The organism is Acidaminococcus fermentans (assembly GCF_009696675.1).
Taxonomy (GTDB): Bacteria; Bacillota; Negativicutes; order Acidaminococcales; family Acidaminococcaceae; genus Acidaminococcus.
On sequence record NZ_VULN01000007.1, the window covers coordinates 10,445 to 35,588 of the forward strand.

30 protein-coding genes and 1 pseudogene are annotated in these 25,144 nt (G+C 53.6%); 28 read left to right on the forward strand and 3 right to left on the reverse strand.

The window, feature by feature from the left end; translation table 11 throughout:
* The first annotated feature begins 39 nt into the window (after positions 1-39).
* The 7 genes and pseudogenes from FX155_RS05715 to FX155_RS05745 all read left to right on the forward strand — a co-directional run bounded on the left by FX155_RS05715 (position 40) and on the right by FX155_RS05745 (position 6,290).
* Positions 40-837 carry a phage antirepressor gene (locus FX155_RS05715; RefSeq protein WP_154488028.1) on the forward strand — a complete coding sequence of 266 codons (798 nt, stop codon included), beginning with the start codon at positions 40-42 and terminating at the stop codon, positions 835-837.
* The gene (locus tag FX155_RS05720) at positions 824-1,243 is read left to right on the forward strand and encodes a DUF4406 domain-containing protein (protein ID WP_229778452.1); all 420 of its coding nucleotides are present in this window, start codon (positions 824-826) and stop codon (positions 1,241-1,243) included. Before FX155_RS05715 ends, FX155_RS05720 begins: the two co-directional genes overlap by 14 nt.
* The gene (locus FX155_RS05725; protein WP_154488029.1) at positions 1,240-3,528 is read left to right on the forward strand and encodes a phage/plasmid primase, P4 family; all 2,289 of its coding nucleotides are present in this window, start codon (positions 1,240-1,242) and stop codon (positions 3,526-3,528) included. The genes FX155_RS05720 and FX155_RS05725 overlap by 4 nt, the downstream gene beginning before the upstream one ends.
* Before the next feature lie 352 nt (positions 3,529-3,880).
* Positions 3,881-4,204 carry a hypothetical protein gene (locus FX155_RS05730; protein ID WP_014128939.1) on the forward strand — a complete coding sequence of 108 codons (324 nt, stop codon included), beginning with the start codon at positions 3,881-3,883 and terminating at the stop codon, positions 4,202-4,204.
* Positions 4,188-4,490 (forward strand): VRR-NUC domain-containing protein, encoded by a 303-nt coding sequence (locus tag FX155_RS05735; protein WP_118287229.1) that lies wholly within the window; start codon positions 4,188-4,190, stop codon positions 4,488-4,490. The genes FX155_RS05730 and FX155_RS05735 overlap by 17 nt, the downstream gene beginning before the upstream one ends.
* Positions 4,487-5,841: pseudogene (locus FX155_RS05740) on the forward strand (SNF2-related protein). Before FX155_RS05735 ends, FX155_RS05740 begins: the two are co-directional and overlap by 4 nt.
* Complete coding sequence (locus tag FX155_RS05745; RefSeq protein ID WP_074707495.1) at positions 5,838-6,290, forward strand: hypothetical protein; 453 nt, start codon at positions 5,838-5,840, stop codon at positions 6,288-6,290. Before FX155_RS05740 ends, FX155_RS05745 begins: the two are co-directional and overlap by 4 nt.
* 109 nt (positions 6,291-6,399) lie before the next feature.
* On the opposite strand, the gene FX155_RS05750 is transcribed toward FX155_RS05745, so the two are convergent.
* Complete coding sequence (locus FX155_RS05750) at positions 6,400-6,795, reverse strand: hypothetical protein (protein WP_154488030.1); 396 nt, start codon at positions 6,793-6,795, stop codon at positions 6,400-6,402.
* An 86-nt stretch (positions 6,796-6,881) separates the two neighbouring features.
* Here FX155_RS05750 and FX155_RS05755 point away from each other — a divergent pair, with 86 nt between their 5' ends.
* From FX155_RS05755 to FX155_RS05795, 9 genes are all read left to right on the forward strand, one after another.
* Positions 6,882-7,268, forward strand: a complete 387-nt coding sequence (locus tag FX155_RS05755; protein ID WP_301873391.1) for an HNH endonuclease — start codon at positions 6,882-6,884, stop codon at positions 7,266-7,268.
* Positions 7,269-7,408: 140 nt separating this feature from the next.
* Positions 7,409-7,954 (forward strand): P27 family phage terminase small subunit, encoded by a 546-nt coding sequence (locus FX155_RS05760; RefSeq protein ID WP_045172483.1) that lies wholly within the window; start codon positions 7,409-7,411, stop codon positions 7,952-7,954.
* 144 nt (positions 7,955-8,098) lie between these two features.
* Positions 8,099-9,355 carry a site-specific DNA-methyltransferase gene (locus FX155_RS05765; RefSeq protein WP_154488032.1) on the forward strand — a complete coding sequence of 419 codons (1,257 nt, stop codon included), beginning with the start codon at positions 8,099-8,101 and terminating at the stop codon, positions 9,353-9,355.
* A gap of 88 nt (positions 9,356-9,443) precedes the next feature.
* Complete coding sequence (locus FX155_RS05770; protein WP_118287224.1) at positions 9,444-10,250, forward strand: virulence; 807 nt, start codon at positions 9,444-9,446, stop codon at positions 10,248-10,250.
* Entirely contained in the window at positions 10,234-10,467 is a 234-nt protein-coding gene (locus tag FX155_RS05775; RefSeq protein WP_105325872.1) for a DUF4314 domain-containing protein, read from the forward strand. The genes FX155_RS05770 and FX155_RS05775 overlap by 17 nt, the downstream gene beginning before the upstream one ends.
* A 100-nt stretch (positions 10,468-10,567) precedes the next feature.
* Complete coding sequence (locus tag FX155_RS05780; RefSeq protein ID WP_154488033.1) at positions 10,568-11,464, forward strand: amidoligase family protein; 897 nt, start codon at positions 10,568-10,570, stop codon at positions 11,462-11,464.
* Positions 11,465-11,636: 172 nt separating this feature from the next.
* Positions 11,637-11,816, forward strand: a complete 180-nt coding sequence (locus FX155_RS05785) for a hypothetical protein (RefSeq protein ID WP_105325870.1) — start codon at positions 11,637-11,639, stop codon at positions 11,814-11,816.
* Positions 11,817-11,835: 19 nt separating this feature from the next.
* Positions 11,836-12,282 carry a DUF7698 family protein gene (locus FX155_RS05790; RefSeq protein ID WP_154488034.1) on the forward strand — a complete coding sequence of 149 codons (447 nt, stop codon included), beginning with the start codon at positions 11,836-11,838 and terminating at the stop codon, positions 12,280-12,282.
* A gap of 69 nt (positions 12,283-12,351) precedes the next feature.
* The gene (locus FX155_RS05795) at positions 12,352-14,976 is read left to right on the forward strand and encodes a terminase TerL endonuclease subunit (protein WP_154488035.1); all 2,625 of its coding nucleotides are present in this window, start codon (positions 12,352-12,354) and stop codon (positions 14,974-14,976) included.
* Positions 14,977-15,008: 32 nt separating this feature from the next.
* On the opposite strand, the gene FX155_RS11515 is transcribed toward FX155_RS05795, so the two are convergent.
* Together FX155_RS11515 and FX155_RS05805 are read right to left on the reverse strand one after the other, a co-directional pair.
* Positions 15,009-15,263, reverse strand: coding sequence for a transcriptional regulator (locus FX155_RS11515; protein WP_229778453.1), 255 nt, complete (start codon positions 15,261-15,263; stop codon positions 15,009-15,011).
* The gene (locus FX155_RS05805) at positions 15,260-15,706 is read right to left on the reverse strand and encodes a hypothetical protein (RefSeq protein WP_154488036.1); all 447 of its coding nucleotides are present in this window, start codon (positions 15,704-15,706) and stop codon (positions 15,260-15,262) included. Before FX155_RS05805 ends, FX155_RS11515 begins: the two co-directional genes overlap by 4 nt.
* An 86-nt stretch (positions 15,707-15,792) precedes the next feature.
* On the opposite strand from FX155_RS05805, the gene FX155_RS05810 reads away from it, so the two are divergent.
* From FX155_RS05810 to FX155_RS05865, 12 genes are all read left to right on the forward strand, one after another.
* Complete coding sequence (locus FX155_RS05810; RefSeq protein ID WP_229778454.1) at positions 15,793-17,058, forward strand: phage portal protein; 1,266 nt, start codon at positions 15,793-15,795, stop codon at positions 17,056-17,058.
* The gene (locus FX155_RS05815) at positions 17,048-17,761 is read left to right on the forward strand and encodes a head maturation protease, ClpP-related (RefSeq protein WP_154488037.1); all 714 of its coding nucleotides are present in this window, start codon (positions 17,048-17,050) and stop codon (positions 17,759-17,761) included. Before FX155_RS05810 ends, FX155_RS05815 begins: the two co-directional genes overlap by 11 nt.
* 12 nt (positions 17,762-17,773) lie before the next feature.
* Positions 17,774-18,970, forward strand: coding sequence for a phage major capsid protein (locus tag FX155_RS05820; protein ID WP_014128921.1), 1,197 nt, complete (start codon positions 17,774-17,776; stop codon positions 18,968-18,970).
* A gap of 21 nt (positions 18,971-18,991) precedes the next feature.
* Positions 18,992-19,276 (forward strand): head-tail connector protein, encoded by a 285-nt coding sequence (locus FX155_RS05825; protein ID WP_154488038.1) that lies wholly within the window; start codon positions 18,992-18,994, stop codon positions 19,274-19,276.
* Positions 19,276-19,596: a phage head closure protein gene (locus FX155_RS05830; protein ID WP_154488039.1), complete on the forward strand. Its 321-nt coding sequence runs from the start codon at positions 19,276-19,278 to the stop codon at positions 19,594-19,596. The genes FX155_RS05825 and FX155_RS05830 overlap by 1 nt, the downstream gene beginning before the upstream one ends.
* Positions 19,597-19,598: 2 nt before the next feature.
* A complete protein-coding gene (locus FX155_RS05835) occupies positions 19,599-20,042 on the forward strand; it encodes an HK97-gp10 family putative phage morphogenesis protein (RefSeq protein WP_154488040.1) in 444 nt (147 codons plus the stop codon).
* A complete protein-coding gene (locus FX155_RS05840) occupies positions 20,039-20,443 on the forward strand; it encodes a DUF3168 domain-containing protein (protein WP_154488041.1) in 405 nt (134 codons plus the stop codon). The genes FX155_RS05835 and FX155_RS05840 overlap by 4 nt, the downstream gene beginning before the upstream one ends.
* Position 20,444: 1 nt before the next feature.
* Positions 20,445-20,927 (forward strand): phage tail tube protein, encoded by a 483-nt coding sequence (locus FX155_RS05845; protein ID WP_014128916.1) that lies wholly within the window; start codon positions 20,445-20,447, stop codon positions 20,925-20,927.
* 18 nt (positions 20,928-20,945) lie between these two features.
* The gene (locus FX155_RS05850) at positions 20,946-21,320 is read left to right on the forward strand and encodes a hypothetical protein (protein ID WP_014128915.1); all 375 of its coding nucleotides are present in this window, start codon (positions 20,946-20,948) and stop codon (positions 21,318-21,320) included.
* A 125-nt stretch (positions 21,321-21,445) separates the two neighbouring features.
* Complete coding sequence (locus FX155_RS05855) at positions 21,446-21,667, forward strand: hypothetical protein (RefSeq protein WP_014128914.1); 222 nt, start codon at positions 21,446-21,448, stop codon at positions 21,665-21,667.
* Positions 21,651-24,749 carry a tape measure protein gene (locus tag FX155_RS05860; RefSeq protein ID WP_195839617.1) on the forward strand — a complete coding sequence of 1,033 codons (3,099 nt, stop codon included), beginning with the start codon at positions 21,651-21,653 and terminating at the stop codon, positions 24,747-24,749. Before FX155_RS05855 ends, FX155_RS05860 begins: the two co-directional genes overlap by 17 nt.
* Before the next feature lie 107 nt (positions 24,750-24,856).
* On the forward strand, positions 24,857-25,135 hold the full coding sequence (locus FX155_RS05865) for a hypothetical protein (RefSeq protein ID WP_154488043.1): 279 nt from the start codon (positions 24,857-24,859) through the stop codon (positions 25,133-25,135).
* Positions 25,136-25,144: the final 9 nt, after the last annotated feature.

A 25,144-nucleotide genomic window follows, 5' to 3' on the forward strand; every position in this document is an offset into this window, starting at 1 on the left:
GAAAACAATTCCAAACTTACTTTCAAGGAGGTCATCAAAATGACTACAACAAAAGACTTCATTTATAACGGGATGGATGTGCGGACGGCTGTTTTGAACGGAGAGCCATGGTTCGTGGCCGCCGATGTGTGCCGCATCCTTGGTATTGCCAACCCCAGCGATGCTCTTTCGAGGCTGGATGACGATGAAAAGAATACCCTAGTTTTAACCGAGGGTATTCCTGGCAATCCGGAAAAACGTGTTGTGAATGAGCCGGGACTCTACACCCTGATTCTCAGCAGCCGGAAACCTGAAGCCAGGGCATTTAAAAGATGGGTAACACACAAAGTCATTCCTTCTATCCGCCAATCCGGTCTGTATGCAACGGAAGCTATCCTTGATAATCCGGACCTTGCCATTGCAGTCTTTACTAAGCTCAAGGAAGAACGGAAACGGCGTGAATCCATGGAACTTTTGGCAGCTGCTCAGAAGCAGCAGATCGCAGAGCTCCAGCCGAAGGCAAGCTACTACGATCTGGTCCTTCAATGCAAAGATCTGGTTCCGACTTCGGTCATTGCAAAGGATTATGGATGGTCTGCCCGGCATATGAATAACTGGCTCCATGAACACGGAATCCAGTACAAGCAGGGAAAAATATGGCTGCTCTACCAGAAATACGCTCCCATGGGGTACACCAGCACCAAGACATACAGTGTTCCCGATAGCTATGGCATTCCCCATAACCGCACTTATATGTACTGGACCCAGAAGGGACGACTGTTTATTTATCAGCTGATGACGTCCGAAGGCAACTATCCGCTTATCGAAAAGGGGCGTGGCGACAGTGGAGAAATTTAACCAGGAGCATTATCAGGATCCTACTCCGCAGAGAGCCCTCAGTGCTGTCGAAGCCCAGCGGAAGGCACTCCGGGCTTACCGGCCTCTCGTATATATCTGTTCCCCGTATTCCGGGGCAACGGATAAAAATATCCTGGCAGCAAGGCGGTACTGCCGCTTTGCCTTCGAAGAAGGGTACTTGCCCTTGGCTCCGCATCTCCTCTTTCCTCAGTTCCTGGATGACCGGGATCCAAAGGAACGGGAGGCAGGGCTCCATTTCGGCAACATCCTCATGAGTCTTTGCCGGGAAGTGTGGGTATTCGGGGATACCATATCTCCTGGCATGGATGCGGAGATTCGGCGGGCCAGATGGAAGAACTATCGGCTGAGATTCTTTAACGAAACCCTCGAGGAGGCAGAAAGATGAGATTTACGATTTACACGGCTGACTGTACCGGCAACGAACGAAATGCCATATATCCTAATAAAGCAGTCATCACAAGCAGCAGGGAACTGGGGACGGCTGCTGCTTTCGACCACGTTTGTGCGGCCTATAAGGACAACTACCGGAGCCGGGATAACTTCCTGGCTTCCGATGTGGCGGTGATGGACTGCGACAACGACCATACGGAAAATCCGAAGGAGTGGGTGACGGGAGAAAAGCTCCTTGCCATGCTGCCAAACGTGGCTGTGGCCATCGTCCCGTCCCGGAATAGTGGGAAAGCCAAGGAAGGCCGGAAAGCCCGGCCCCGGTTCCATGCGTATTTTCCCATCACCGAAGTGCAGGACGAAAAAGCCTATACGGCCCTGAAGCAGGGGATCCGGGAAGAGTTTCCCTTCTTCGACGCCCAGGCTCTGGATGCAGCCCGGTTCCTGTATGGCACGGAAGTGGTGCCGGAAGCTATCTTATGGCAGGAAGGGAAGCAAACCATCACGGATTTTCTGGCCGGCCTGGGACCTTTGGAACCCGACCAGACGGAACCTCCCTTCTATACCGGGAGTTCTATCCCGGAAGGCAACCGGAACAACACCATGTCCCACTTTGCCGGCCGGGTGCTGAAGCGGTATGGGGATACGGAAAAAGCCTACGAAGCCTACCTGCAGCGGGCTGAGAATTGCGAACCGCGGCTTCCGGAAAAAGAGCTGGACACCATCTGGAAAAGTGCCCTGAAGTTCTTCCGGAACAAAATCCAGCAAAGCGAGGGGTATGTGCCCCCGGATGAATACAACAAAGCTGTTGGCCACCCGTCCCTCCAGCCGGATGACTTCTCGGATATCGGGGAAGCCAAAGTCCTGGCCCGGACCTGTATGGGACGCCTTCGGTACACCAGTGCTACGAAGTACATCGCCTACGTGGGTAATCACTGGGATGAAGATGAACATAAGCCTCTGGGCGTCATCGAGGACTTTATGGATGACCAGCTGGCAGACGCAGAAGAAAAGATCCGCCAGGCAGAAGATGACCTGACCGCCATCGGGATCTCCCGGGAAGACGTGAAGTCCAGAAGCAAGACCCTGGCCAACCAGATTCCCGGGGAAAAAGGCCATTTGCTGACGGCACTTCTCAGCGCGGATGCTTACAAGAAATTCGTCATGAAAAACCGGAACTACAAGAACATCCTCAATGTCCAGAATGCCGCCACCCCCATGCTGGCCCTGGATGTTTCCGAGCTGGACTATGATCCGGAACTTTTGAACACCCCGGAAGCCACCTACGACCTTTCCAAAGGGATGCATGGAAAACGGCCCCATGACCCGGATGACATGATCACCAAAGTCACCGCCTGCTCTCCCGGAACCCAGGGAGGAAACATGTGGCAGGAAAGCCTGGACCTGTTCTTCTGCAAGGACCAGGAGCTGATCCGGTACGTGCAGCAGATCGTGGGGATGGCCGCAGTGGGCCGAGTCTATGCCGAACAGATGATTATCGCCTATGGCGGCGGGGCCAACGGGAAATCCACCTTCTGGAACACCATCGCCAGGGTGCTGGGGTTGTATTCCGGCAAGATTTCCGCCGAGACCATGACCATGAACTGCCGGCGAAACGTAAAACCGGAAATTGCAGAACTGAAAGGGAAGCGGCTGATCATCGCTTCCGAACTGGAAGAAGGCCAGCGGCTCAATACGGGGATGGTGAAGCAGATCTGTTCTGTGGACCCCATCGAAGCGGAGAAGAAGTTCAAGACTCCCTTCCATTTCGTCCCCTCCCACACACTGGTCCTTTACACCAACCACCTGCCGAAAGTGGCCGCCAACGATGACGGCACCTGGCGGAGGCTGATTATCATTCCCTTCAACGCCAGGATTACTCGGAAAAACGACATCAAGAACTATTCGGACTACCTGTTCGAACAAGCCGGGCCGGCCATTTTGAAGTGGGTCATTGAAGGCGCGGAAGCTGCCATCCGGAAGAAGTTCAAGATTGAGGAACCGGAAGCCGTGCGGAAAGCAGTAGAGAAATACCGGGAGGACAACGATTGGCTGGGACAATTCCTGGACGCCCATTGTGACGTGGATCCCTCCTTCACGGAGAAGTCGGGGGATTTGTACCAGCAGTACCGGATCGTCTGTATGCAGACGGGTGAATACACTAGAAGCACTTCGGATTTCTATGGGAATCTGGAGAAGGCGGGGTTCTTCCGTCACAAGACGAAGAAAGGAATCGTTGTTCACGGGCTGCGGTTGAAAGAAGGACAGGATTTTCTGGACTAAAAGGTGCAGGTGGGTGCAGGTCTACTACTGACAGTCCTAAAGAAGAATTTTTTAAGAAGTTCTATATAAAGGTATGTTGAAGACCTTCACCACCTGCACCCCATGGGATTAATGGAAAAATCTAAAAGGTGCAGGTGGGTGCAGGTCTACTACTGACAGTCCTAAAGAAGAATTTTTAAAAGAGTTCTATATAAAGGTATGTTAGAGACCTTCACCACCTGCACCTTATGAAAAGTGACAGTAGTGACACTCTCACCTGAAAGTCCTAAAGAAGATTTTAAAAAAGGATCTATAGAGAGGGTATGTTGAAGAGTGTCACCACCGTCACTCCCATACTGAAGGAGGAAAAGCGATGATCAACAAGAAAGAACGGACGATTGAACTGTACAAACTGGTGGGAGCCGAAATGCGGCTGTTCCGGACATTGGGTGGAAATCTTGCCATCCACATGTCTCAGGTCCTTTTGTCTACGGATACGGACAAATTCATGCGGGTCCTGCAAAAGATTGATGAAGTGCGGTCCCGGGCGGAAGACAATATGTTCCATGACCATCCGGAAGTCAGCAATGACTATCTGAATGTGTTTTACGGAGACCTGAAGCATGAACCCAGAACCCCGGTGGATGCGGAAGTGATGGCAAAGGCAAAGGAGGCAGCAGATGTCCTTTTTAAATGAGAAACAAGTAGAACTGAAGCTGGTGACGGAAACGAGGAAGAAAGGCGGACTGGCTGTGAAGTTCGTTTCCCCTTCCTTTTCCGGCATGCCGGACCGGCTGGTCCTTCTTCCTGGTGGGAAGCTGGCCTTTGTGGAAGTGAAGGCACCGGGGAAGAAACCACGGGTTCTGCAGGTGAAAAGGCACGAAAAGCTTCGGGAGCTGGGGTTCCGGGTGTTCGTCCTGGATGCCCTGGAAGATATCCCCGGGCTGCTGCAGACCATCGCGGAAGGAGGTGATGCCCAATGAAGTTCATACCCCATGCATACCAGACATATGCCATCGAGTACATCAAGACCCACCCGGTGACGGCTCTCCTGCTGGATATGGGCTTAGGTTCGGCAAAACGGTGACGACCTTGACGGCTATTCGGGATTTGATGTATGACTCCTTTGAAGTCCACCGGGTTTTGATCGTGGCCCCCCTCAGAGTAGCGAGAGATACTTGGCCGGAAGAACTCCGGAAATGGGACCACCTGAAGGAGCTCACCTGCAGCGTTGTCGTGGGGTCCGTGACGGAACGGCGGCAGGCCCTCCAGAAACCTGCGGATCTATACATCGTGAACCGGGAGAACCTGGTGTGGCTTTGCAAGAACTGCCGGCTGGATTTTGATATGGTGGTCCTGGACGAACTGTCTTCTTTCAAGAACCAGCAGGCCCAGCGGTTCAAAGCCATGAAGGCCCTGCGGCCCAAGGTGAAACGGATCGTGGGCCTCACGGGGACTCCCAGCGGCAACGGCCTTATGGACCTGTGGGCGGAGTTCCGGCTCCTGGACATGGGAGAGCGTCTGGGGAGATACATCAGCCAGTACCGGAATACCTACTTCCAGCCGGACAAACGGAACGGGATGGTGGTGTTTTCCTACAAGCCCCTGCCGGGAGCAGAGGACGCCATCTACCGGAAAATTTCGGACATCACCGTATCCATGAAGGCCACAGACTATCTGCAGATGCCGGATTTGGTACGTGTGAAAACCGAGGTCAATCTTTCGGACTCGGAGCGGAAGCGGTATAATGACTTCAAAAAGTCTCTCGTGCTGGAACTGCCGGGAGGCGAGGTGACGGCAGCCAATGCGGCCTCCCTTACGCTGAAGCTGACCCAAATGGCCAACGGAGCCATCTACACCGATGACGGAAAGACCATCCATCTCCATGACCGAAAGCTTGATGCCCTGGAAGACATGGTGGAAAGCGCCAATGACCGGCCGGTCCTTGTGGCCTACTGGTTCCGGCACGACCGGGAACGGATCTGTCAGAGGATGGAAGCCAGGGAACTGAAGGAGAGCAGGGACTTTGCCGACTGGAACGCCGGGAAGATCCCGGTGGCCCTGATCCATCCGGCTTCTGCCGGGCACGGCCTCAACCTGCAGCAGGGCGGGTCCATCCTGATCTGGTTCGGGCTCACCTGGAGTTTGGAACTCTACCAGCAGACGGTGGCCCGGCTCTGGCGGCAGGGACAAACCAGCCGGACGGTGATCGTCCAGCACATTGTGACGAAAGGCACCATGGACGAACGGATCCTGAAGGCCCTGGAGAAGAAAGACAGTTCCCAGGCGGATCTCATTGAAGCCGTCAAAGCGGATTTGGAGGGAAAAGCATGAACGCGAAAGAGTACTTGCAACAGGGATTCTACCTGGATAAGAAAATAGAGAGCAATCTTCGGGAAGTGGCCGAGCTCCGGCATCTTTGCCTGGGCATCTCAGCAGCCGGGCTGGAAGAAAGCCACAACCCCAACCGGCCCACGGAAGCCCCCTTCGTCCGGACCATCGAGAAGATCTGGGAGCGGGAGCAGGAAATCAACCGGGAAGTGGACCGGCTGGTGGACCTGAAGTATGAGATTGGCCAGGTCATCGACCGGGTGGAAGACGAAGCCCAGCGGCTGGTCCTCCGGGACCGGTACATCCACTTCGATGCCTGGGAGGACATTGCCCGGAGCATGGGCAAAGGGATCCGGTGGATCTACGCCGTCCACAGTGATGGGGTGGCGGCCGTTGAAAAAATTTTGGAGGAGCGCAGTACATTGCAGGAAAATGCAGTAGATACACACTAGAATTCAATAGACCCTTCGTGGTATGATAGACTCACGAGAAAAGGAAATAAAGTGAAGCCTTGCAGGATGTAAGAATCCTACAAGGCTTTTTTTATGTACGATATGAGGATTAATCCTTTTTTGTGGGAGCAGAACTTTTGTACAGCTGATTTAGAACAAGCAGGAACCATTCTATTTCTTCCGGAAGAGTTTCTTCCAGACTCGCTCCAGCCCAGTACGTCAAATATCTCCATTTGGAGTACAAGCCGGACCCAAGGGTTTCCCAGTTATAGACGTGACTGATAAGGTCATGTAGCGCTTGCCCGGAATGAGCTGTTTTCTCCTGCTCTAAACGATTTCTAAATTTTATCCCGGTATCCATTTCAAAACCAAGGAATTTACATTCCCGACCAAACCAGGATTCAAAATCATGATAGAAAAAGTGGGAGGGTTCGGCTTTGTTACATTGGAATCGGTGCATCCAGATTTCTGCAAACAAATGGATTGCTTCTCGACTGGCTAACATGGATACCACCTTCTAATCTCTTTTGTTTTTTATTTTATCATGGCATCCACGACCAAACAAGAATAAACGGAAGGGAGATGGCAGCTGTGCCGAGAAAACCGAAACGCCCCTGTTCTTATCCAGGCTGCCCGAACCTGACGGATGGTCGGTACTGTGAGAAGCATCAGAAGATCATCGCCAAGCGGTACGAAAAGTATGAACGCAGTCCTGTGAGTAAAAAACGGTACGGCCGGACCTGGAAGAAGATCCGAGATGCTTACGTAGCCAGCCATCCTCTTTGCGAACTGTGTCTGAAGCATGGCCGGTATGTGGTGGCGGAAGAAGTTCACCATAAGAAACCGCTGGCGGAAGGCGGCACCCATGCCTGGAACAACCTGATTGCCCTATGCAAAGCCTGTCACGCAAGGATTCATGCCCAAAGAGGAGATCGATGGCACCAAAAAGTCACAAGAAAAAGCGGACTATCAGAATGATAAATCTGAAACAAAGTTATATACCCAGGGGGCGTATGAATCTCTGGAAGCCCGGAAAGCCAGAACGGGCGAGGGGTCACGCGCGAAAAAAACGCGTTTTCAAAAAGGGTATTGACCCGGTGAAAAAGGGGGTGTGAAAAATGGCAAAAGACGGAACCATGCGAGGGGGATTGCGGGTGGGCCAGGGGCGGAAACCCAGGGCCCTGCTGGACAAACTGCCGGACAATCCGGGGAAGCGGCCGCTTAAGGTGATGGACCTGCCGGAAGGGGCGGATCTATCTGGAGAAGATATGCCGGAACCCAAAGCCTACATGAAGGAAAAGCAGCGGAACGGCGGGAAGCTGGAGGCGGAAGAAATCTACCGGGAAACCTGGCTGTGGCTCAAAGCCCGGCACTGCGAGAAACTGGTAAGCCCTCAGCTCATCAGCCAGTACGCCATGGCGGTGTCCCGGTGGATCCAGTGCGAACATGCCATTTCGGAATATGGCTTTCTGGCCAAGCACCCCACCACCAATGCGGCCATTGCTTCTCCATACGTGACCATGGGCCAGAACTACATGAAGCAGGTGAACCAGATCTGGTATCAGATCTACCAGGTGGTGAAGGAAAACTGCTCCGTGGAGTTTGCCGGCAACACGCCCCAGGATGACGTGATGGAACGGCTGCTGCGGTCGCGGAAGGTATAGCATGACAGCAAGAGAATTCATTTCCCGGCTGAGGGGATATCCCCTCACCAAACAACAGATCAAAACATTACGAGGACAAGCCCTTTGTGGGGACCTGAACGGTGCCCGCAGGGGGCTTGCTGCGATTATAAGGAGAAACATGGCATGGAGAAAACAACCAAAGAGATGAGGCTCCTCCCCGTCGATGAGCTGATTCCCTATGTAAATAACGCCCGGACCCATTCCCCGGAACAGATTAACAAGCTCCGGGCCAGCCTGCGGGAATTCGGGTTCATCAACCCGGTGATCATCGATAAGGACAAGAACATCATTGCCGGCCACGGTCGGGTGATGGCAGCCCGGGAAGAAGGGATCAAAGAAGTGCCCTGCGTCCTGGTGGACTATCTTACCGAAGCCCAGAAGAAAGCCTATATCCTGGCCGACAACCGGATGGCCCTGGATGCCGGATGGGACGAAGAAATGCTGCGGGTGGAAATTGAATCCCTCCAGGGAGCGGACTTTGATGTGAGCCTCACCGGCTTTAGCGATGACGAAATCGCCCATATCTTCGATGAAGAAACAGAAGCCAAAGAAGACGACTTCAACGTGGAAGAAGAACTGCAGAAGCCGGTGTTTTCCAAAGCCGGGGACCTCTGGCAGCTGGGCAAGCACCGGGTCCTGTGCGGGGATTCTACCAAGCCGGAAACTTATGCTCAGTTGATGGATGGAGTAAAGCCAAACCTGGTCCTGACGGATCCTCCGTACCTGGTCAACCTCCGGAGTACTTCCGGGAAGATCAGGAACGATGATCTGAACGACCAGGAAGGGTACGAGTTCCTGAAAAAGGCTTTCACCTGCTTCCATGATGCCATGGTGGCGGACGCCTCCATCTATGTGTTCTACGCCACCATGAAGGCCCGGGTCTTTTACGACGCTTTCGAAGATGCCGGTTTCAAAGTGGGAGCTGGCCTGATCTGGAAAAAGCCCAAGGCCCCCTTTATGCGCACCGACTGGAAGTTTAACATGGAACCCATTATCTTCGGGTGGCGGAAAGACGGAAAACACAACTGGTACGGGGACCAGAAACAGAAAGCAGTCTTTGAGTTTGACGGGATCAAGAACAGCAAAGAGGACGGTTTCGGGCACCCCTCCAGTAAGCCGGTGCCCATGCTGGCCTATCTGATCAAGCTGAGCAGCCAGATCAACGGGGTGGTGCTGGACGGATTCCTGGGGTCTGCTTCCACCCTCATGGCCTGCGACCAGCTGGGCCGGATCTGTTATGGGGTGGAGCTGGAACCCAAGTTCGTGGATGTGGCGGTGAAGCGGTACCTGGCTTCCCACGAAGGGGAGCAGGACAGCGTGACCGTCCTGCGAAATGGGAAAACATACACCTACCAGGAAGTTGTGGGCGGAGAAAAATAAAGAACAAAAAGGGCTACATTTTGCTTGCTATTATTCGCCTTTAGAGTGATTAATAACAGTACCAAAATACCCTAAGGAGGTACCAATCATGAAGGTCGAATACAACAGACAAGGTGCAGCGAGAAAAGAACTGGTCCAGGCCATCAGCGCCATTACGGGAGAAAAGGCAAAGTACCTTTTTCTTCCCACCAAGGCTTACCGGATCGGCAGCATTATGGTGTGGAAAAACGGTGCCATGGAATGTGAAGACGGAGAACTGTTCCAGAAGGTGGTAAAAGAACTGGAAGCCAGAGGATTCAAGCCAGAAGAAACGGCTGCAGAACAGGCAGCAACGGAAGAAACTCCGGAACAAGAACCTGTAAAGGAAACGGCAGAACCGGATGCAAACCCGGAACCAGAACTTTCCCAGGAAACGGCTGAACTGGAAGAAGGGACGGAACCTGAAACAGCCCAGGAACCGGAAGAAACTCCTGAGAAAGTCGACACCCTCACCATTTCCTTTCCGGACGATTTCACGGAAGAAGACTTCGAGAAACTTCAGAACCTGGTGGCCTCTAAAGCCGGCCTTTTCAAAAAGGCCCTGGGGACGGATGACCTGACCATCATCCGCAGCGAAGGGAAAATCAACTTCCCCTGGTTCCACGAAGCGGACGGCGCCAAGGTCCAAGCCTACTCCAGACTGGTGAAGGCCCTGTGCCAGTTTGCCAAGAACGCCAAACGGGTCACGGCCAAAGAACATGAAGTCCCCAACGAGAAATACGCCTTCCGGTGTTTCCTCCTGCGCCTGGGCTTTATCGGGAAGGAATACAAGGACTGCCGAAAGATCCTGCTGGAAAAGCTCAGTGGGTCAGCGGCCTTCCGGAACGGAGGGAAAAAAGATGCGGTTTCCCAATAAAGAGCTGCTGGAATTTCTACAGCAGGAATACCCTCCCGGAACCCGGGTACGCCTTACCCGGATGGACGATCCCCAGGCACCGCCTTTGGGTACGAAAGGCACGGTGACCGGCGTAGATGATATAGGGTCCCTCCTGGTGGTTTGGGACAACGGATCCCACCTTAATGTGATCCATGGGGTGGATGAGGTGCAAAAACTGAATAAAGACACGAAATAATTAATAATTATTCTCAAAATCCCTTGCTATTCTGTGCGTTTAGAGTGATATATACACATGCCAAAGAACACACAAACCTAGCGAAAGGATGACGAGAAGGATGAAAACACTGCACTTCGGGATTGAAATGGAAATGACGGGGATTACGAGAGAAAAGGCGGCCAACCTGATGGCCGGTTTCTTCGGAACAGGACGGGGCACCTATGAAGGCGGAGCCTACGATACCTACACCGCCCTGGATAACCAAGGACGGACATGGAAAGCCATGAGCGACTCCAGCATCCGACCTCAGAGAAAGGTGTGCGGCCAGATCGAGGGCGCCACCCGGGACTACCGGACGGAAGTGGTAAGCCCCATCCTTTCCTACGACGACATCCCGAAGCTGCAGGAACTGGTACGGACCCTGAGAAAAGCCGGGGCCCTGGTGAACACCTCCTGCGGGATTCACATCCATGTGGGAGCCGAGAAGTTCACCCCGAAAACCCTGCGGAACCTGGTAAACCTGGTGGCCAGCAAGGAAGATATGATCTACCATGCCCTCCAGATCGACGCCCTCCGGGAAGCCAGATACTGCCAGAAGACAGATGAAACCTTCCTCTGGGAACTGAACAAGAAGCAGCCCCGAACCATGGCAGAATTTGCCGACATCTGGTACATCCAGGCACCCTTTGGTCGGGATGAACATTACAACAACAGCCGGTACCACGGGCTCAACCTCCACGCCACCTTCACCAAAGGGACCGTGGAATTCCGGCTTTTCAACGGCACCCTCCACGCCGGGGAAATCAAGGCATACATCCAGTTCTGTCTGGCGGTGGCCCATCAGGCACTGACCCAGAAGAAAGCCTCCGCCAGAAAGACGGAGACGGACAACGAGAAATACGCCTTCCGGTGCTGGATGCTCCGGCTGGGGCTTATCGGGGAAGAATTCAAGACCTGCCGGCTCCACATGCTGAAACACCTCACCGGGAATTCCGCCTGGAGAAACGCCGCCTGAAGGCGGTAGCCACAGGCAGGGGAAGGGGCCGTAAGGCCCTGTTCTTCTTTCTTGTATACTTGCATAAATACACAGAATTCGCTTGCTATTATGTGCCTTTAGAGTGATTAATAGACATGCCAAAGGGGACAGCCCCCAAAAGCAAAAAGCACATGAAAGCGAGGAAATACCCATGAGAACGATCATTACCCTGGACGCCAAGAAAATCAGTAAGAAAGCAGCCTGTGAAATGTACGGAGAGGCCGACGTGAACAAAATGATCCGGGAAGCCAAGAAAGCCTTTTTAGAAGACCCGAATGAAGAAAGCACCTGGTGGATGGGAAACGGAATGCTGACCATCGAATTCCGGTAAAACAAAGGAGGAAAACAAAATGACAAAGATGGAAATGCTGGAAAGATTCTACGAACGGCACGAGGAGCTGGAAAGAAAGTTTGATGCAGCAGAAAAAGCCGGAGATACCAAGGCCATGGACGCCTGCCAGGATTCCCACCAGGATCTTCTCCAGGAAGTTCGGGTGGAAGGGGAAGCCTTCGGAGACATGATGCGGCTTTACAGCGAGATGAAACAGCAGGGGAACAGCCAGATTGACCTTTCCGGGACTTACCGGGAGCCAGAAAAGATTCTCGAAACCTTCCGGGAATTTGGGGTGACGGAATTCACCTTCTCCTCCACCTGGTCCAGCGCCATTCAGGTGGCCTGGGCATTTACCCAGATGGGCTGCACTCTCGAAGGAATGACCGAGATTTACGGATCCGGCAGGAAATTCATGAGCAACGAATACGAAAAAGTCCCGGCTTACATTTTTAAGATTAATTAAAGAAAAAACGAGAAAGGAGCCCGCGGGCTCCTTTTCTACTGCATATTTCAAAAGAAGGGAGGCAGCCCAATGCGGAAACTCAAAAAGTACAAGCCCACTAAGTTCAAAGCTAAAACGTCCACCTACAACAAAGAATTGGCAGATTATGCAGTGGCCTTTATCGAGAGCTTGTGTCACACCAAGGGAACCTGGGCGGGCCATCCCTTTGAACTGATCGACTGGCAGGAACAGATCATCCGGGATCTGTTCGGGACGGTAAAACCCAACGGGTACCGACAGTTCAATACGGCCTACATCGAGATCCCTAAGAAGCAAGGAAAGCAGCTGGCCCTTGATACGCCGATCCCGACTCCTGATGGCTGGAAAACCATAGGAGAACTTATGGTGGGAGACCGGGTCTTTGATGAAACGGGAACCCCTTGCAATATCGTGGCCAAAAGCGTAGTGGATGACACGGAACAGGCCTATCGCCTGACATTCCGGGACGGTTCCTCCATTGTGGCCGGCGAGCGCCATTTGTGGGATGTGGAATACATTCACGGGAAACGGAAGAAAAAGGAATGGACCACAGGAGAGATCTATAAAAAGGTCAGGGCATACAGAGAACGTTTTATAGGAACCCCCGAAGCGCGTCGGTCCTTAATCCGAATCCCCGTTGCCAGCCCTCTGCAGACGCTTCCCGCACAGCTCCCCCTTGATCCGTACCTTTACGGATACTGGCTGGGGAATGGATGTGCCAACAAACCCTGCATCACCATCCGGACAGAGGACGTGGAAGAAGTCCTGTCCCATATTCCTTATGAAACGCATAACCGCTATCCACAGAAGTGCGGCGGGAGCGATGTGGTGTATTTTGATGAATTGCGGGACATCCTCGTACCGACCTTCAGGGATAAAAGGATCCGTCCGGAATATCTTCGGGCATCTGAGGCACAGCGCTGGCGACTTCTCCAGGGCCTTGTGGATTCTGACGGGAGCATCGGGGACAAAAAAGCACAGAGCACCTATACCAGCACGATCAGGCAGCTTGCCCTGGATGCGCGGGAACTGCTCTGGAGTCTTGGCATCAAGAACGCCATGACGGAAGGGCCTTCCCTGCGGTATGGCAAACCCACCGGGGAAACGCTCTATGTCATCCGGTTCACTTCATTTTCTGACCAACCGACATCACAACTGAAAAGAAAAAGCAGCCGGAAGAGGGAACGTGTGAAAAAGACACGCTCCCTTTTCCATTATCTGGAGAGCATCGAGCCGATAAAGGAAAAAGTCTCCATGCAGTGCATCCAGGTGGACAGCCGGAGTCATTGCTACCTTGCCGGGCGGTCTTTTATACCGACCCATAACAGTGAGCTGGCCGCAGCTGTGGCACTCCTGCTCTGTTGCGGGGACGGGGAAGAAGGGGCCGAAGTCTATGGCTGTGCCGCAGACCGGCAGCAGGCCTCCATCGTTTTTGAAGTAGCGGCCGATATGGTCCGGATGTGCCCGGCTCTCAGCAAGCGGGTCAAGATCCTGTCTTCCCAGAAGCGGATGGTGTTTCGTCCCACCAACAGCTTCTACCAGGTTTTGTCTGCAGAAGCTTACTCCAAGCACGGGTTCAACATCCATGGGGTGGTGTTTGATGAGCTCCACACCCAGCCCAACCGGGAATTGTTCGACGTGATGACCAAAGGCTCCGGGGATGCCCGAATGCAGCCTCTGTACTTTCTCATTACCACAGCCGGGACGGATACTCACAGCATCTGCTACGAAGTCCATCAGAAAGCTATGGATATCCTGGAAGGGAGAAAGCATGACCCTACGTTTTATCCGGTGATCTACGGGGCCGCGGAACAGGATGACTGGACCGACCCGAAGGTGTGGAAGAAGGCCAACCCCTCCCTGGGGATCACTGTGGGGATCGACAAAGTGAAGGCCGCCTGCGAATCCGCCAAAGAGACACCCAGCGAAGAGAATGTGTTCCGGCAGCTGCGGCTGAACCAATGGGTGAAGCAGTCTGTTCGGTGGATGCCTATGGATAAGTGGGATGCCTGTGCTTTCCCGGTGCGGGAGGAAGATCTGGAAGGCCGGATCTGCTACGGCGGACTGGACCTTTCCAGCACCACGGACATTACCGCCTTTGTACTGGTGTTCCCTCCCTTGGACGACCAGGACAAGTACTGCATTTTGCCGTACTTCTGGCTGCCGGAGGAAACCTTGCCGCTTAGGGTAAAGCGGGACCATGTGATGTATGACATCTGGGCCAAACAGGGGTTCATCCAGACAACCGAAGGGAACGTCATCCACTACGGGTATATTGAAAAGTTCATCGAGAAACTGGGTGAACGGTTCAATATCCAGGAAATTGCCTTTGACCGATGGGGCGCCGTACAGATGGTCCAGAACCTGGAAGGGATGGGCTTTACGGTGGTTCCCTTCGGACAGGGATTCAAGGACATGAGCCCTCCCACCAAGGAGCTTATGAAGCTCACGCTGGAGCAGCGCATTGCTCATGGAGGGCATCCAGTCCTTCGCTGGATGATGGACAATATTTACATTCGAAGGGATCCTGCCGGAAACATCAAGGCGGACAAAGAGAAATCCACAGAAAAGATCGACGGGGCCATTGCCACCATCATGGGCTTGGACCGGGCCATAAGGTGCGGGAACAATGCCCATGAGAGTGTCTATGACTCCCGGGGGCTGTTGTTTGTATAGAAAAAGACCCTGCTCCATGGGGGCAGGGTTGCTTATGATTCAACTTTATTCAGCCTGGCTTTACTGAAATCTTCTTTCAGGATTTTATCTACTTCTTCATCAGTATAGATCCGACCCGCCTTGATGGAATTCATACTTGCCTGAATATCGGCAGTCAGTTCTTCCTTTGTCATTGATCCGAGAGCCTTTGGCCTGCGGGTAACAAGATTTTCAATGTTTTCCATGTTGCGGCGTTCTTCTTCACTGAGGGATTTCACGTGGTTTTTATAATCGTCCCAGGTTTTCATTGATCTTCCTCCTTCTGAAAGTGAGATATTTTAATGTTTTCCCTCTGGTACCAGGATGGAAGGAGTTCCTTCAGTTCGTTTAATTTATTGATCAATTCTTCGGCAGTGCATGTATGCCAGTCTTCGGCCCAGTCGTTCAGATACTGTTCGATGTCATGGACAGTTTCCAGAACAAGTTGGACATCATTGACACCCGGGATTAGATGGCAGGATTCAGGTGTATCGTCCTCTTCCCATTTAATTACGGTATTATAAGCGGTTGCGAGGACAAAAAATCTTCCTGGCCCTTCAGCCTCAAAAACAAATGCCAAAGGCCCTTTTCCTTTGACTCTGTGGATGCATGCTTCGAGGCAGTCTATAGGGACGTTGGTCAGATAACTGGCGTATTCCTCGAATTCGCCCATGGTAACTTTTGACCAGCCTGCATCCGGTTTTCCCAGCATACTCTGTCACCTTCTTTGGATTTATTTTAAAGAGGCGGAGATTCCGCAATTCAATGCTTTAGCAAATTATATAATAGGAGACTATTATGTTCAATCCATTTACCTGGTTTAGGACCAGAGACAAGCCCCAAAACAGCCTTCTGGGAGGCGGACACTGGTTCTTTTTCGGAGGTTCTTCTTCCGGGAAGGCGGTGAACGAGCGGTCCGCCATGCAGATGACAGCAGTTTACGCCTGCGTCCGGGTCCTTTCGGAATCCATTGCAGGACTTCCCCTTCATCTCTTTCGGTACAACCGGGAGGGAAATGGGAAGATGCGGGATTTCAACCATCCTCTGGCCGGGCTTCTCCATGATGCCCCGAACCCGGAGATGACCAGCTTCGTCTTTCGGGAGACTCTCATGACCCACCTTCTGCTGTGGGGGAATGCTTTCGCCCAGATCATCCGGAACGGACGGGGCCAGGTGGTAGCCTTGTATCCCCTGATGCCGGACCGGATGGAAGTGTGCCGGGACGGAGATGGGGAGATTTACTATCTCTACACCAAAGCCACGGACGAGAACCCAAAAATCAAAGAATACGGCACCGTCCGGCTCCGGAAGGAGAACGTGATGCACATTCCCGGCCTGGGGTTTGACGGCCTGGTGGGATATTCTCCCATTGCCATGGCCAAGAACGCCATCGGCATGGCCATTGCTTGTGAGGAGTTCGGGGCCAAGTTCTTTGCCAACGGGGCTTCTCCCAGCGGCGTCCTGGAGCATCCGGGGACCATCAAGGATCCTCAGCGGGTCCGGGAAGCCTGGCAGTCCCAATTTGGAGGCAGCAGCAATGCGGGGAAGGTGGCCGTATTGGAAGAGGGCATGAAGTATTCGCCCATTGGCATCTCTCCAGACCAGGCCCAGTTCCTGGAAACCCGGAAGTTCCAGATTGACGAGATTGCCCGAATCTTCCGGGTCCCCCCTCACATGATCGGAGACCTGGAAAAATCCACCTTCTCCAATATCGAGCAGCAGTCTCTGGAATTTGTGAAATACACCCTAGGCCCCTGGGTGGCCCGGTGGGAACAGGCCATGGACCAATCTCTTCTGACCCCGGAAGAACGGACCCGATATGAAATCCACTTCAATGTGGACGGGCTTCTCCGGGGCGACTACGAAAGCCGGATGAACGGCTATGCCGTAGGCCGCCAGAACGGGTGGCTATCTGCCAACGATATCCGGGAACTGGAGAACATGAACCGGATCCCGGAAGAAGAGGGCGGGGATCTGTATCTCATCAACGGAAATATGACGAAATTAAAAGATGCCGGCCTTTTTGCAGGCTCTGGCAATAAGGAGGAACCCCATGAAACGTAAATTTTGGAACTGGGTGAAGAACGAAGGCGAAGAAGCCCGCACCCTGTACCTTTCCGGGGAAATCTCCGATGAAACCTGGTTCGGGGATGAAGTGACCCCTAAAATGTTCAAAGACGAGCTGATGGCCGGGAGCGGAGATATTACCATCTGGATCAATTCCCCTGGGGGAGATGTGTTTGCGGCAGCCCAGATCTATAACATGCTCATGGACTATCCCGGTCGGGTAACTGTGAAGATTGATGGGCTGGCGGCTTCTGCAGCCAGTGTCATTGCCATGGCCGGGAGCCAGGTGGAAATGTCCCCGGTGGCCATGATGATGATCCACAATCCCATCACGGTGGCCATCGGGGACAGTAAGGAGATGCAGAAAGCCATCGATATGCTGGCTGAAGTGAAGGAAAGCATCGTAAACGCCTATGAAATCAAGACGGGCCTGTCCCGGAACAAGATTTCCAGGCTGATGGATGCAGAATCCTGGTTCAACGCAAAAAAAGCGGTGGAACTGGGGTTTGCGGATTCCATCCTCTATACGGAAGAGAATAAAGAGGGAGAGTCGGACGTAGATGCCATGCTTTTTAGTCGGGCAGCCGTTACGAATTCTCTTTTGACTAAACTGTCCATCAATAAGAAAACAAAAGAACCTGCAAACGACAAGGTCCCCGCGGACAAACTCATGAAGCGGCTGGGCCTTCTTGTGCATTAAGGAGGAATATCCATGAATCAGATTCTGAAACTGAGAGAAGAAAGAGCCAACACCTGGGAAATGGCTAAAGCCTTCCTGGAATCCCATAGGGACAAAGACGGCATGGTCTCTGCGGAAGACAGCGCTGTTTACGACCGGATGGAAGAAAAAGTGGTGGCCCTGGGAAAAGAAATCGAACGGCTGGAACGCCAGCGGAACATCGATGATGAAATGAATAAGACTATTGATACGGCACTCAAGGTCAATCCCGGTGCCGGAAACCTGAAACCGGACACCAAAGTGGGACGGGCCAGCGATGCCTACACCAAAGCCTTCTGGCAGGCCTTCCGGGGGAAGGGCAACATCCAGGAAATCAAAGACACCCTGACCATCGGTTCTGATCCCGAAGGCGGGTACCTGGTCCCGGATGAATACGAACACACTCTGGTGGCAGCCCTCCAAGAAGAGAACTTCTTCCGCAGCCTGGCCCATACCATCCGCACGTCTTCCGGGGACCACACGATCCCTGTTGTAGCCAGCCATGGGGAAGCGGCCTGGATGGAAGAAGGCAGTGTCTATCCGGAAAGCGATGACACCTTCAGCCAGGTGAACTTGGGAGCCCATAAGCTGGGGACTGCCATCCGGGTCTCCGAAGAACTGATGAATGACAGCGTCTTTGACCTGGAAAGCTACATCACTCAGGAATTTGCCAGACGGATCGGCACTAAGGAAGAAGAAGCCTTCCTGGTGGGCGATGGCCAGCATAAACCTATGGGTGTGTTCCAGGGAGCGGAAGTGGGAGTGACGGCCGGGAAGACCGCCATCACCTTCGATGACATGATGGATCTGTACCACAGCCTGAGAACCCCCTACCGCAGAAATGCTTCCTGGATCCTGAACGATTCCACGGTAAAAGCCATCCGGAAACTGAAGGACAACAACGGCAACTACATCTGGCAGCCTTCTGTCCAGGTGGGCCAGCCGGACCGGATCCTTAGCCTGCCGTATCGCACGTCTTCTTTCGTGCCGGAACTGGCGGCCGGCAACAAGGTCATTGCCCTGGGGGACTACTCCTACTACTGGATTGCCGACCGTCAGGGCCGGAAGTTCAAACGGCTCAGTGAACTCTATGCAGCCAACGGGCAGATCGGATTTCTGGCCAGCGAACGGGTGGATGGCCGCCTGATCCTGCCGGAAACCGTAAAAGTCCTGCAGGTCCAGGCCGGTTGATGACCGCTTTAGAGGGAGGCGATGAGCATGGCAGTGACGGGACTCATAACGATTGAGGAAGCCAAAGCCTATCTCCGGATAGATGGAAACGAGGAGGATGACATGATTGCCCGTCTCATCGCTTCTTCCGAGCGGCTCTGTCTGGACACCCTGCGGAAAGAAGAACCGGAAGAAACGGCGGCCTTCAAAATGGCCGTCCTTTTTTCGGTAGCCTATCTCTATGAGCACAGGGAGGATGCGGATTATCACAATCTGCTTCTCACCCTGCGCTCTCTTTTGTTTGGGGAAAGGAAGGAAGCCTTCTAGTGAAAATCGGGAAGATGGATAAACGGATTACCCTTCTTAGGCCTATTCCTTCCGAAGACGGGTACGGGGGCTTTCATACGGACTATAAAGAAGAAGGGAAAATCTGGGCCCAGGTGATCCAGACAAACTATGCCGAACAGGAAGCCCAGGGGACTCCCATGAATCGGGAGCAATTGCGTCTCAAAATCCGGCCCCGAAAGGACATCAGGAGGGGCTGGCGGTTCAAGCTTTCGGGGGAAATCTATGAAATCGAGACCGTGGACAATACTTACCGGGACAGTACCACGCTGATCGTCCATCGGTATGAACAGGGGGTGTAGCCATGGCCGTATTTACGGTAAAAGTTCCAGAAGGGGAACTGAGTAAGGCCATCCGGCAGATTTCTGCCTGGGATGGGAAGACAAGACTTCGGGTGGAAGCAGTCCTGAAAAACGGGACGAACGCGGTAGCCCGGGAAGCCCGGCAGCGGGTACCGGTGCGGTCGGGAAAACTGAAGAAATCCATCAAGACCCGGTTTTCCACGGTGAAGCTGGAAGGCCAGGTGTACAGCAATGTGCCCTATGCCCATTTGGTGGAATTCGGCAGTAGGGCCCATACGGTAAGGCCCAAGAAGAAAAAGGCCCTCCGGTTCTTTAAGGGAGGCCCTGTGTTTACGAAACGGTCCCGGATTCCGGCCCAATCTGGGAAGCCTTTCTTCAAGCCGGCCTATGACTATGTGGAACCCCAGCTGATCCGGGATGTGAAGAAAGCGATCCAGGAACCATGAAAAGATTACCCAATAACGCCGTACACAAGGCCCTGGTGGCCTTTTTGAGAAACCATACAGGACTGGCCGTCTACGACTATGTCCCTCAGGAAGCGGTATTGCCGTTTATTACCCTGGGGACCATGACGGTCCAGGATAAGTCCACCAAGATAGAAGATATGACCCACCTTTCGGCCCATATCCACATTTACAGCAGCTACAAAGGACGGTACGAAATCAACACCCTGGCGGAGAAGCTGATCAACCTGTTCGGGACGGAACAACTGGATCTAACGGGAGAGGAGTTTTACGTAAACGCCCAGGGGGTGGATTTCTACGAAACCTACCCGGAGGATGAGACCGGCTACAGCGGGGTGATCACCCTGGAAGTCCTCATCCAGAACATCCATAAGGAGGAATAATATGGCAACTACAACGTTTCCTAGCCGGAGCGAAGCCTCCAACACGGCCACTGCCGGCAAGGATTACCTTATTTATCTGAACGCGGGAGAATCCGATACTAACCCCACCTGGCTGCTCTTAGGGGGCCAGCGGAGCGGTGACCTGACCCGGCAGGCAGACGAAATCGACGCCAGCAGTAAAACGTCCAGCGGATGGAAATCCACCATCCCCGGTCTGCGGAACTGGTCCCTGGACCTGGAATCTGTGTATCTGGCCGGAGACAAGGGGGCCAAATTCCTGGAAGCCTCTTTCCTTGCAGGAAAGCAGGTCCACATTAAATTCGAGTATCCGGACAAAAGCTATGTGACCGGCTGGGGCTCCGTGACGGAATGCAGCCTGTCCACCCCTCATGATGACGTAGCCACCCTGTCCGGGACCATTTCCGGGGACGGTCCCTTAAGCGATTTGAAGAGTGCGGACGGTGCGACCGTAACTGGCGGCTGAGAGGAGGAGTAACATTCCATGAAGAAAATCGACTTTGAAGTCTTTGGTCCCGGCCAGTATCTGTATTTCGATATCGGTCGGCTGATCCAGGTGGAAAACATCACCGGCAAAAGCGCCGGGGACATTATCCGGAACCAGGAACTGAACCTGGGAATCCTGACGGCCCTTCTTTCTATCGGCCTCCGGCAGCACGGCATCAAGAATCCCCAGTGGTATGCCACCAAGATGCAGGAACTCATTGACCAGGGGCATGAGATGGAAGAATTCGTCCAGCCTGTGGTGAAGGCTATTGCTGGTTCCGGAATTCTGGGGAAAGAAGTGTACTATGCTATCTTTCCGGAAGAAGACCCTGGTAAAGAACAGGGCAAGGGAAAAGCGAAGCCAAAAAACTGACGGCGGGACAGGAAGAAGTCCCGTCTTTTAACGACTGGCTGCGGTGGGCGGAAGAAGTAGCCTATGGCCTCCTGCATCTTCTGCCTGCCCAGTTTTATGCGTTAACTCCCCTGGAATTGGACCGGATGGCCGAGTGCCGGGTAAAGGCAGAAGAACGGAAGAAATGGGCGACTGCCTATTGGGTGGCCTGTCTCATGAGCGTCCACACCCGGAAACCGGTACGGACAGAGAAGCTGATGAAACCCTTCCTGCCCAAAAAGACAAGCAGTGAAATCGTAGCAGAACGGGATGCCTTCTTCGAGGAATTCAGACGGAAAGGAGCTGACGGAAATGGCAACCATCGCTGACCTTCTGGTAAAGATCGGGGCGGATACTTCTGATCTCCGGAAAGAACTCAATGCAACCAAACGTCAGATCAAGACCGCCTTCGGGAGCGAGGCTCTGGACGTTTCGAAGAAATCCCTGGCCGTCTTAGGCGGCATCGGGGCCGGCCTGGCTGCCCTGGGAGTGGCATCTGTGAAAGCAGGGGCCAGTCTCCAGAGTACCAAGACTGCCTTCACCAATATGCTGGGGAGCGCAGAAAAAGCACAGGACTTCCTGGGGAAGATGCAGGACTTTGCAGCAAAGACGCCTTTTGAATTCAGTCAGGTGTTTCAGGCGGCTCAGAAGTTCATCGCTTTCGGGTTTTCTGCCGAGCAGGTCATTCCCACATTAACAGCGGTAGGGGATGCAGCAGCTGGCGTTGGGCTTGGGGCGGAAGGCATCAACCGGATCACCCTGGCTTTGGGCCAGATGGCCGCCAAGTCCAAGGTCCAGGCCGGTGAAATGATGCAGCTTACCGAAACCGGGATCCCTGCCTGGAAGATGCTGGCAGACCAGATCGGTGTGTCTGTGCCGGAAGCCATGAGCATGGTGTCCAAGGGAGCCATTGACGCGGCAACGGGCATCACGGCCTTAGTCGGCGGCATGGAGCAGTCCTTTGGGGGCATGATGGATCAGCAGAGCCAGACCATCAGCGGTACCTGGTCCACCCTGATGGATGGGCTGGAACAGTCTGCGGCCCAGGTAGGGCTCCAGCTTGCGGAAGCCCTGAACCTGACGGGGATTTTCCAGTCCCTGGGGGATATGCTGACGAACTTTGCGGCCACGGTCCAGTCTTCCGGTCTTACGGAAGCCCTTATGACGGCCATCCCTCCTGAGTTCCAGGCGGGAATCTTACTGATTGTGAGTACCCTAACTAGCCTTGCCATTCCGGCCATTGGACTTTTTGTGGCCAAGGTGGCCCTGATGGCGGCTCCTTTTGTGGCAGCAGTAGCGGCTGCAGCTCCTTTTATCGCGGCTGCGGCAGCGGTGGCTACGGCCCTCTATGCCATCTGGAAAAGCGGGATGACCGTGGAAGATGTGCTGGGGACTATGGGCATCAAGATGGAAACGGTCACCCGGGCTGTGGATTCTGTGCAGGCAATGATCAGTGCCGCGGCCCAGACCATCATCGCCAATCTCCAGGCAATGGAGCCGGTGTTCACCCTGGTGGCTGCCGTGATGGGAGCCGCCTTCTATGCGTCCCTCCAGATCATCGGAGCCGTGGTGAACGGGGTGCTGAACTTCATCAGTGTCCTCAGTGAATGTGTGACCTGGATTCTCAATGCCTTCACCTATCTGGTGGAAGGCATCGGTTCCTGTATCGATGAAGTGGGAAGCATTCTGTCTGACATGGCGGATAGTATTCTTCCTTCCTGGGCTTCCAGCGGCCTTTCCACTATCGCCAACTTTGTCAGCGAAGCCATTAGCTGGCTCTCCAGCTTGATCCAGAAAATCCTGGAAACCAACAATGCTCTGGGTTCCATGGGTAGCGAAAGCGGTGGAGAAGGTGGCGGGGGCAGTAGCACTCCTGCCAAACGGGAATTTAAGCTGCCGGACTTCAGCAATCTTCGAGGGGGAGGTGGGGATATCCCAGTTCCTTCTGGAGGTGGAGGCGGCGGCGGTGGTTCTGGTGGTGGCGGAGGGGGAGGAAGCTCCAGAGAAACAGATCAGTTGGCCAATGCCGCTATTCAGACCAGCAAGAGTATCGAAGAAGAATGGTTCCGGACCTTCCAGACCAAGAGTGCCCTGGTGGATCGTTGGTACAAGGAAGAAACGGACGAACTGGAAAAATCCCGGTCTGCCAACGAGAACTACGAACGGGATAAGACCCGTCTGGCAGAGCTATATGCCCAGAAGCGCCTGGATGCCCTTTCGGAAGAACAGGCCAAAAACCGGGAACTGATGAACAAAGCCCGGGACCTGTCTTTTGATGCCGTTACTGCCAAACTTACCCTCTACGGTTCCAAACAGGAACAGGAAGTCATGAAGATGCAGTCTGACATGGAAAAAGCGGTGGCTTCCATTGATGACAAGTACGCTAAGCTGTCCCAGGACTTCATCAGCCTTACCAGTACGGAAAAGGCTGTGTTTCTGAATGCTTTGAAGGAAAAAGGCATCGCCTACGAACAGGCTAGCGCCAACGAAATCGCCTTTGAAAAACAGGCCAACCTGGAAAGGGCAGCGGCCTACAAAAGCTACATGGATGAACGAAATGCCTACTTTGCCCAGGGAAAAGACATCCAGGCGGCCCTGGATGAAGCCTACAACCAGAACTCCCTGGCCATGCTCCAGGAGACTCTCACTGCAGAAATGGCCCTTCGGCAGAGCAACATCGATGCGGAAAAGTCCCTGATGGATACGTACCAGGAAGCCTATATGAATGCCCACATGGGAACTCTGGAACTCATTGCGGACATGGCATCCACCACCTTAAGCGGCCTGGAGACAGCCTTTACGGATATCCTGACCGGGGCCAAAAACGCCAAAGATGCTTTCCTGGATCTGGGGAAGGCCATGCTGAAGACCATCGCCAGCTATTTTTCCCAGATGCTCTCCGGGATGCTGGTGACGGCTCTCTTCGGAGATAAGCTCAACGCGGCCAGTGCCGCCAAGACGGTGGCTCAGGGAACGGCAGCGGCCGGGGCTCTGGCTCCTGCGGCCTGGCTGAAACTGGTCATCGACCCGTCTGCAGGTCCCATCGCTACGGGCCTTCTGACGGGAGGTACGTCCGCGGCAGTGGGCATCGGCATGGCAGCAGCTGCGTCCAATACGGCTGCCGGTGCGGCCCAGGGAGCGGGGAAGACTCCTCATTATGCCAAAGGCGGCTATTTTACAAGACCTCTTATTGGTGTCCTGGGGGATGCCGGTGACGAAGTGGCCTTACCCCTGAACAGGGCGGTGTTCGACAGCATTGCCGAAGGCATCACAAATTCCAGCGAATCTACGGACAACCGGGAAATGAACACCACGTTCAACAACTACGGAGACATCAACAACGCCGCAGATCTGGATGATCTGATGGATGGCTTCACCGATGCTGTCCTGGCAGGACTGAGAGGAGCGTAAAGCCAACCGTTGGAACAATTTTACTTATACCTGAATTTAATAGCTTTCTACAAGGGCGCCGGAAAACCGGCTGCCCTATCTTTATGCACAAAAAGGAGAGATGCACGATGAAGAACATGAAAATGATGGCAATGACTCTGGCCCTGGTAGCTGGCATTGCGGGAACGGCTTTTGCTACTGACATCCGCGAAATCGTGGGGGATCCTGGAACTGGAATCACGGATCGGAACCCCACCTGCTACCAGAACCGGATGGTCAATGGACACCTGATTGAATCCTACGTGGAAAATGATGTGGCCATCACCAAACAGGATGGTGACGTGGTAATCCGGTATGAAATTAATCATGGGGACTTCGTTCCCTTTGATCAGGATTCCAACAACTGATAAAAAAAG

What these genes read in the sequence shown, in the direction of transcription:
- FX155_RS05715 (WP_154488028.1), top strand. Translation starts at nt 40, where the DNA reads ATGACTACAACAAAAGACTTCATTTATAACGGGATGGATGTGCGGACG.
- FX155_RS05725 (WP_154488029.1), top strand. Translation starts at nt 1,240, where the DNA reads ATGAGATTTACGATTTACACGGCTGACTGTACCGGCAACGAACGAAAT.
- FX155_RS05730 (WP_014128939.1), top strand. Translation starts at nt 3,881, where the DNA reads ATGATCAACAAGAAAGAACGGACGATTGAACTGTACAAACTGGTGGGA.
- FX155_RS05735 (WP_118287229.1), top strand. Translation starts at nt 4,188, where the DNA reads ATGTCCTTTTTAAATGAGAAACAAGTAGAACTGAAGCTGGTGACGGAA.
- FX155_RS05745 (WP_074707495.1), top strand. Translation starts at nt 5,838, where the DNA reads ATGAACGCGAAAGAGTACTTGCAACAGGGATTCTACCTGGATAAGAAA.
- FX155_RS05750 (WP_154488030.1), bottom strand. Translation starts at nt 6,795, where the DNA reads ATGTTAGCCAGTCGAGAAGCAATCCATTTGTTTGCAGAAATCTGGATG.
- FX155_RS05760 (WP_045172483.1), top strand. Translation starts at nt 7,409, where the DNA reads ATGGCAAAAGACGGAACCATGCGAGGGGGATTGCGGGTGGGCCAGGGG.
- FX155_RS05765 (WP_154488032.1), top strand. Translation starts at nt 8,099, where the DNA reads ATGGAGAAAACAACCAAAGAGATGAGGCTCCTCCCCGTCGATGAGCTG.
- FX155_RS05770 (WP_118287224.1), top strand. Translation starts at nt 9,444, where the DNA reads ATGAAGGTCGAATACAACAGACAAGGTGCAGCGAGAAAAGAACTGGTC.
- FX155_RS05775 (WP_105325872.1), top strand. Translation starts at nt 10,234, where the DNA reads ATGCGGTTTCCCAATAAAGAGCTGCTGGAATTTCTACAGCAGGAATAC.
- FX155_RS05780 (WP_154488033.1), top strand. Translation starts at nt 10,568, where the DNA reads ATGAAAACACTGCACTTCGGGATTGAAATGGAAATGACGGGGATTACG.
- FX155_RS05785 (WP_105325870.1), top strand. Translation starts at nt 11,637, where the DNA reads ATGAGAACGATCATTACCCTGGACGCCAAGAAAATCAGTAAGAAAGCA.
- FX155_RS05790 (WP_154488034.1), top strand. Translation starts at nt 11,836, where the DNA reads ATGACAAAGATGGAAATGCTGGAAAGATTCTACGAACGGCACGAGGAG.
- FX155_RS05795 (WP_154488035.1), top strand. Translation starts at nt 12,352, where the DNA reads ATGCGGAAACTCAAAAAGTACAAGCCCACTAAGTTCAAAGCTAAAACG.
- FX155_RS11515 (WP_229778453.1), bottom strand. Translation starts at nt 15,263, where the DNA reads ATGAAAACCTGGGACGATTATAAAAACCACGTGAAATCCCTCAGTGAA.
- FX155_RS05805 (WP_154488036.1), bottom strand. Translation starts at nt 15,706, where the DNA reads ATGCTGGGAAAACCGGATGCAGGCTGGTCAAAAGTTACCATGGGCGAA.
- FX155_RS05810 (WP_229778454.1), top strand. Translation starts at nt 15,793, where the DNA reads ATGTTCAATCCATTTACCTGGTTTAGGACCAGAGACAAGCCCCAAAAC.
- FX155_RS05815 (WP_154488037.1), top strand. Translation starts at nt 17,048, where the DNA reads ATGAAACGTAAATTTTGGAACTGGGTGAAGAACGAAGGCGAAGAAGCC.
- FX155_RS05820 (WP_014128921.1), top strand. Translation starts at nt 17,774, where the DNA reads ATGAATCAGATTCTGAAACTGAGAGAAGAAAGAGCCAACACCTGGGAA.
- FX155_RS05825 (WP_154488038.1), top strand. Translation starts at nt 18,992, where the DNA reads ATGAGCATGGCAGTGACGGGACTCATAACGATTGAGGAAGCCAAAGCC.
- FX155_RS05835 (WP_154488040.1), top strand. Translation starts at nt 19,599, where the DNA reads ATGGCCGTATTTACGGTAAAAGTTCCAGAAGGGGAACTGAGTAAGGCC.
- FX155_RS05840 (WP_154488041.1), top strand. Translation starts at nt 20,039, where the DNA reads ATGAAAAGATTACCCAATAACGCCGTACACAAGGCCCTGGTGGCCTTT.
- FX155_RS05845 (WP_014128916.1), top strand. Translation starts at nt 20,445, where the DNA reads ATGGCAACTACAACGTTTCCTAGCCGGAGCGAAGCCTCCAACACGGCC.
- FX155_RS05850 (WP_014128915.1), top strand. Translation starts at nt 20,946, where the DNA reads ATGAAGAAAATCGACTTTGAAGTCTTTGGTCCCGGCCAGTATCTGTAT.
- FX155_RS05855 (WP_014128914.1), top strand. Translation starts at nt 21,446, where the DNA reads ATGGCCGAGTGCCGGGTAAAGGCAGAAGAACGGAAGAAATGGGCGACT.
- FX155_RS05860 (WP_195839617.1), top strand. Translation starts at nt 21,651, where the DNA reads ATGGCAACCATCGCTGACCTTCTGGTAAAGATCGGGGCGGATACTTCT.
- FX155_RS05865 (WP_154488043.1), top strand. Translation starts at nt 24,857, where the DNA reads ATGAAGAACATGAAAATGATGGCAATGACTCTGGCCCTGGTAGCTGGC.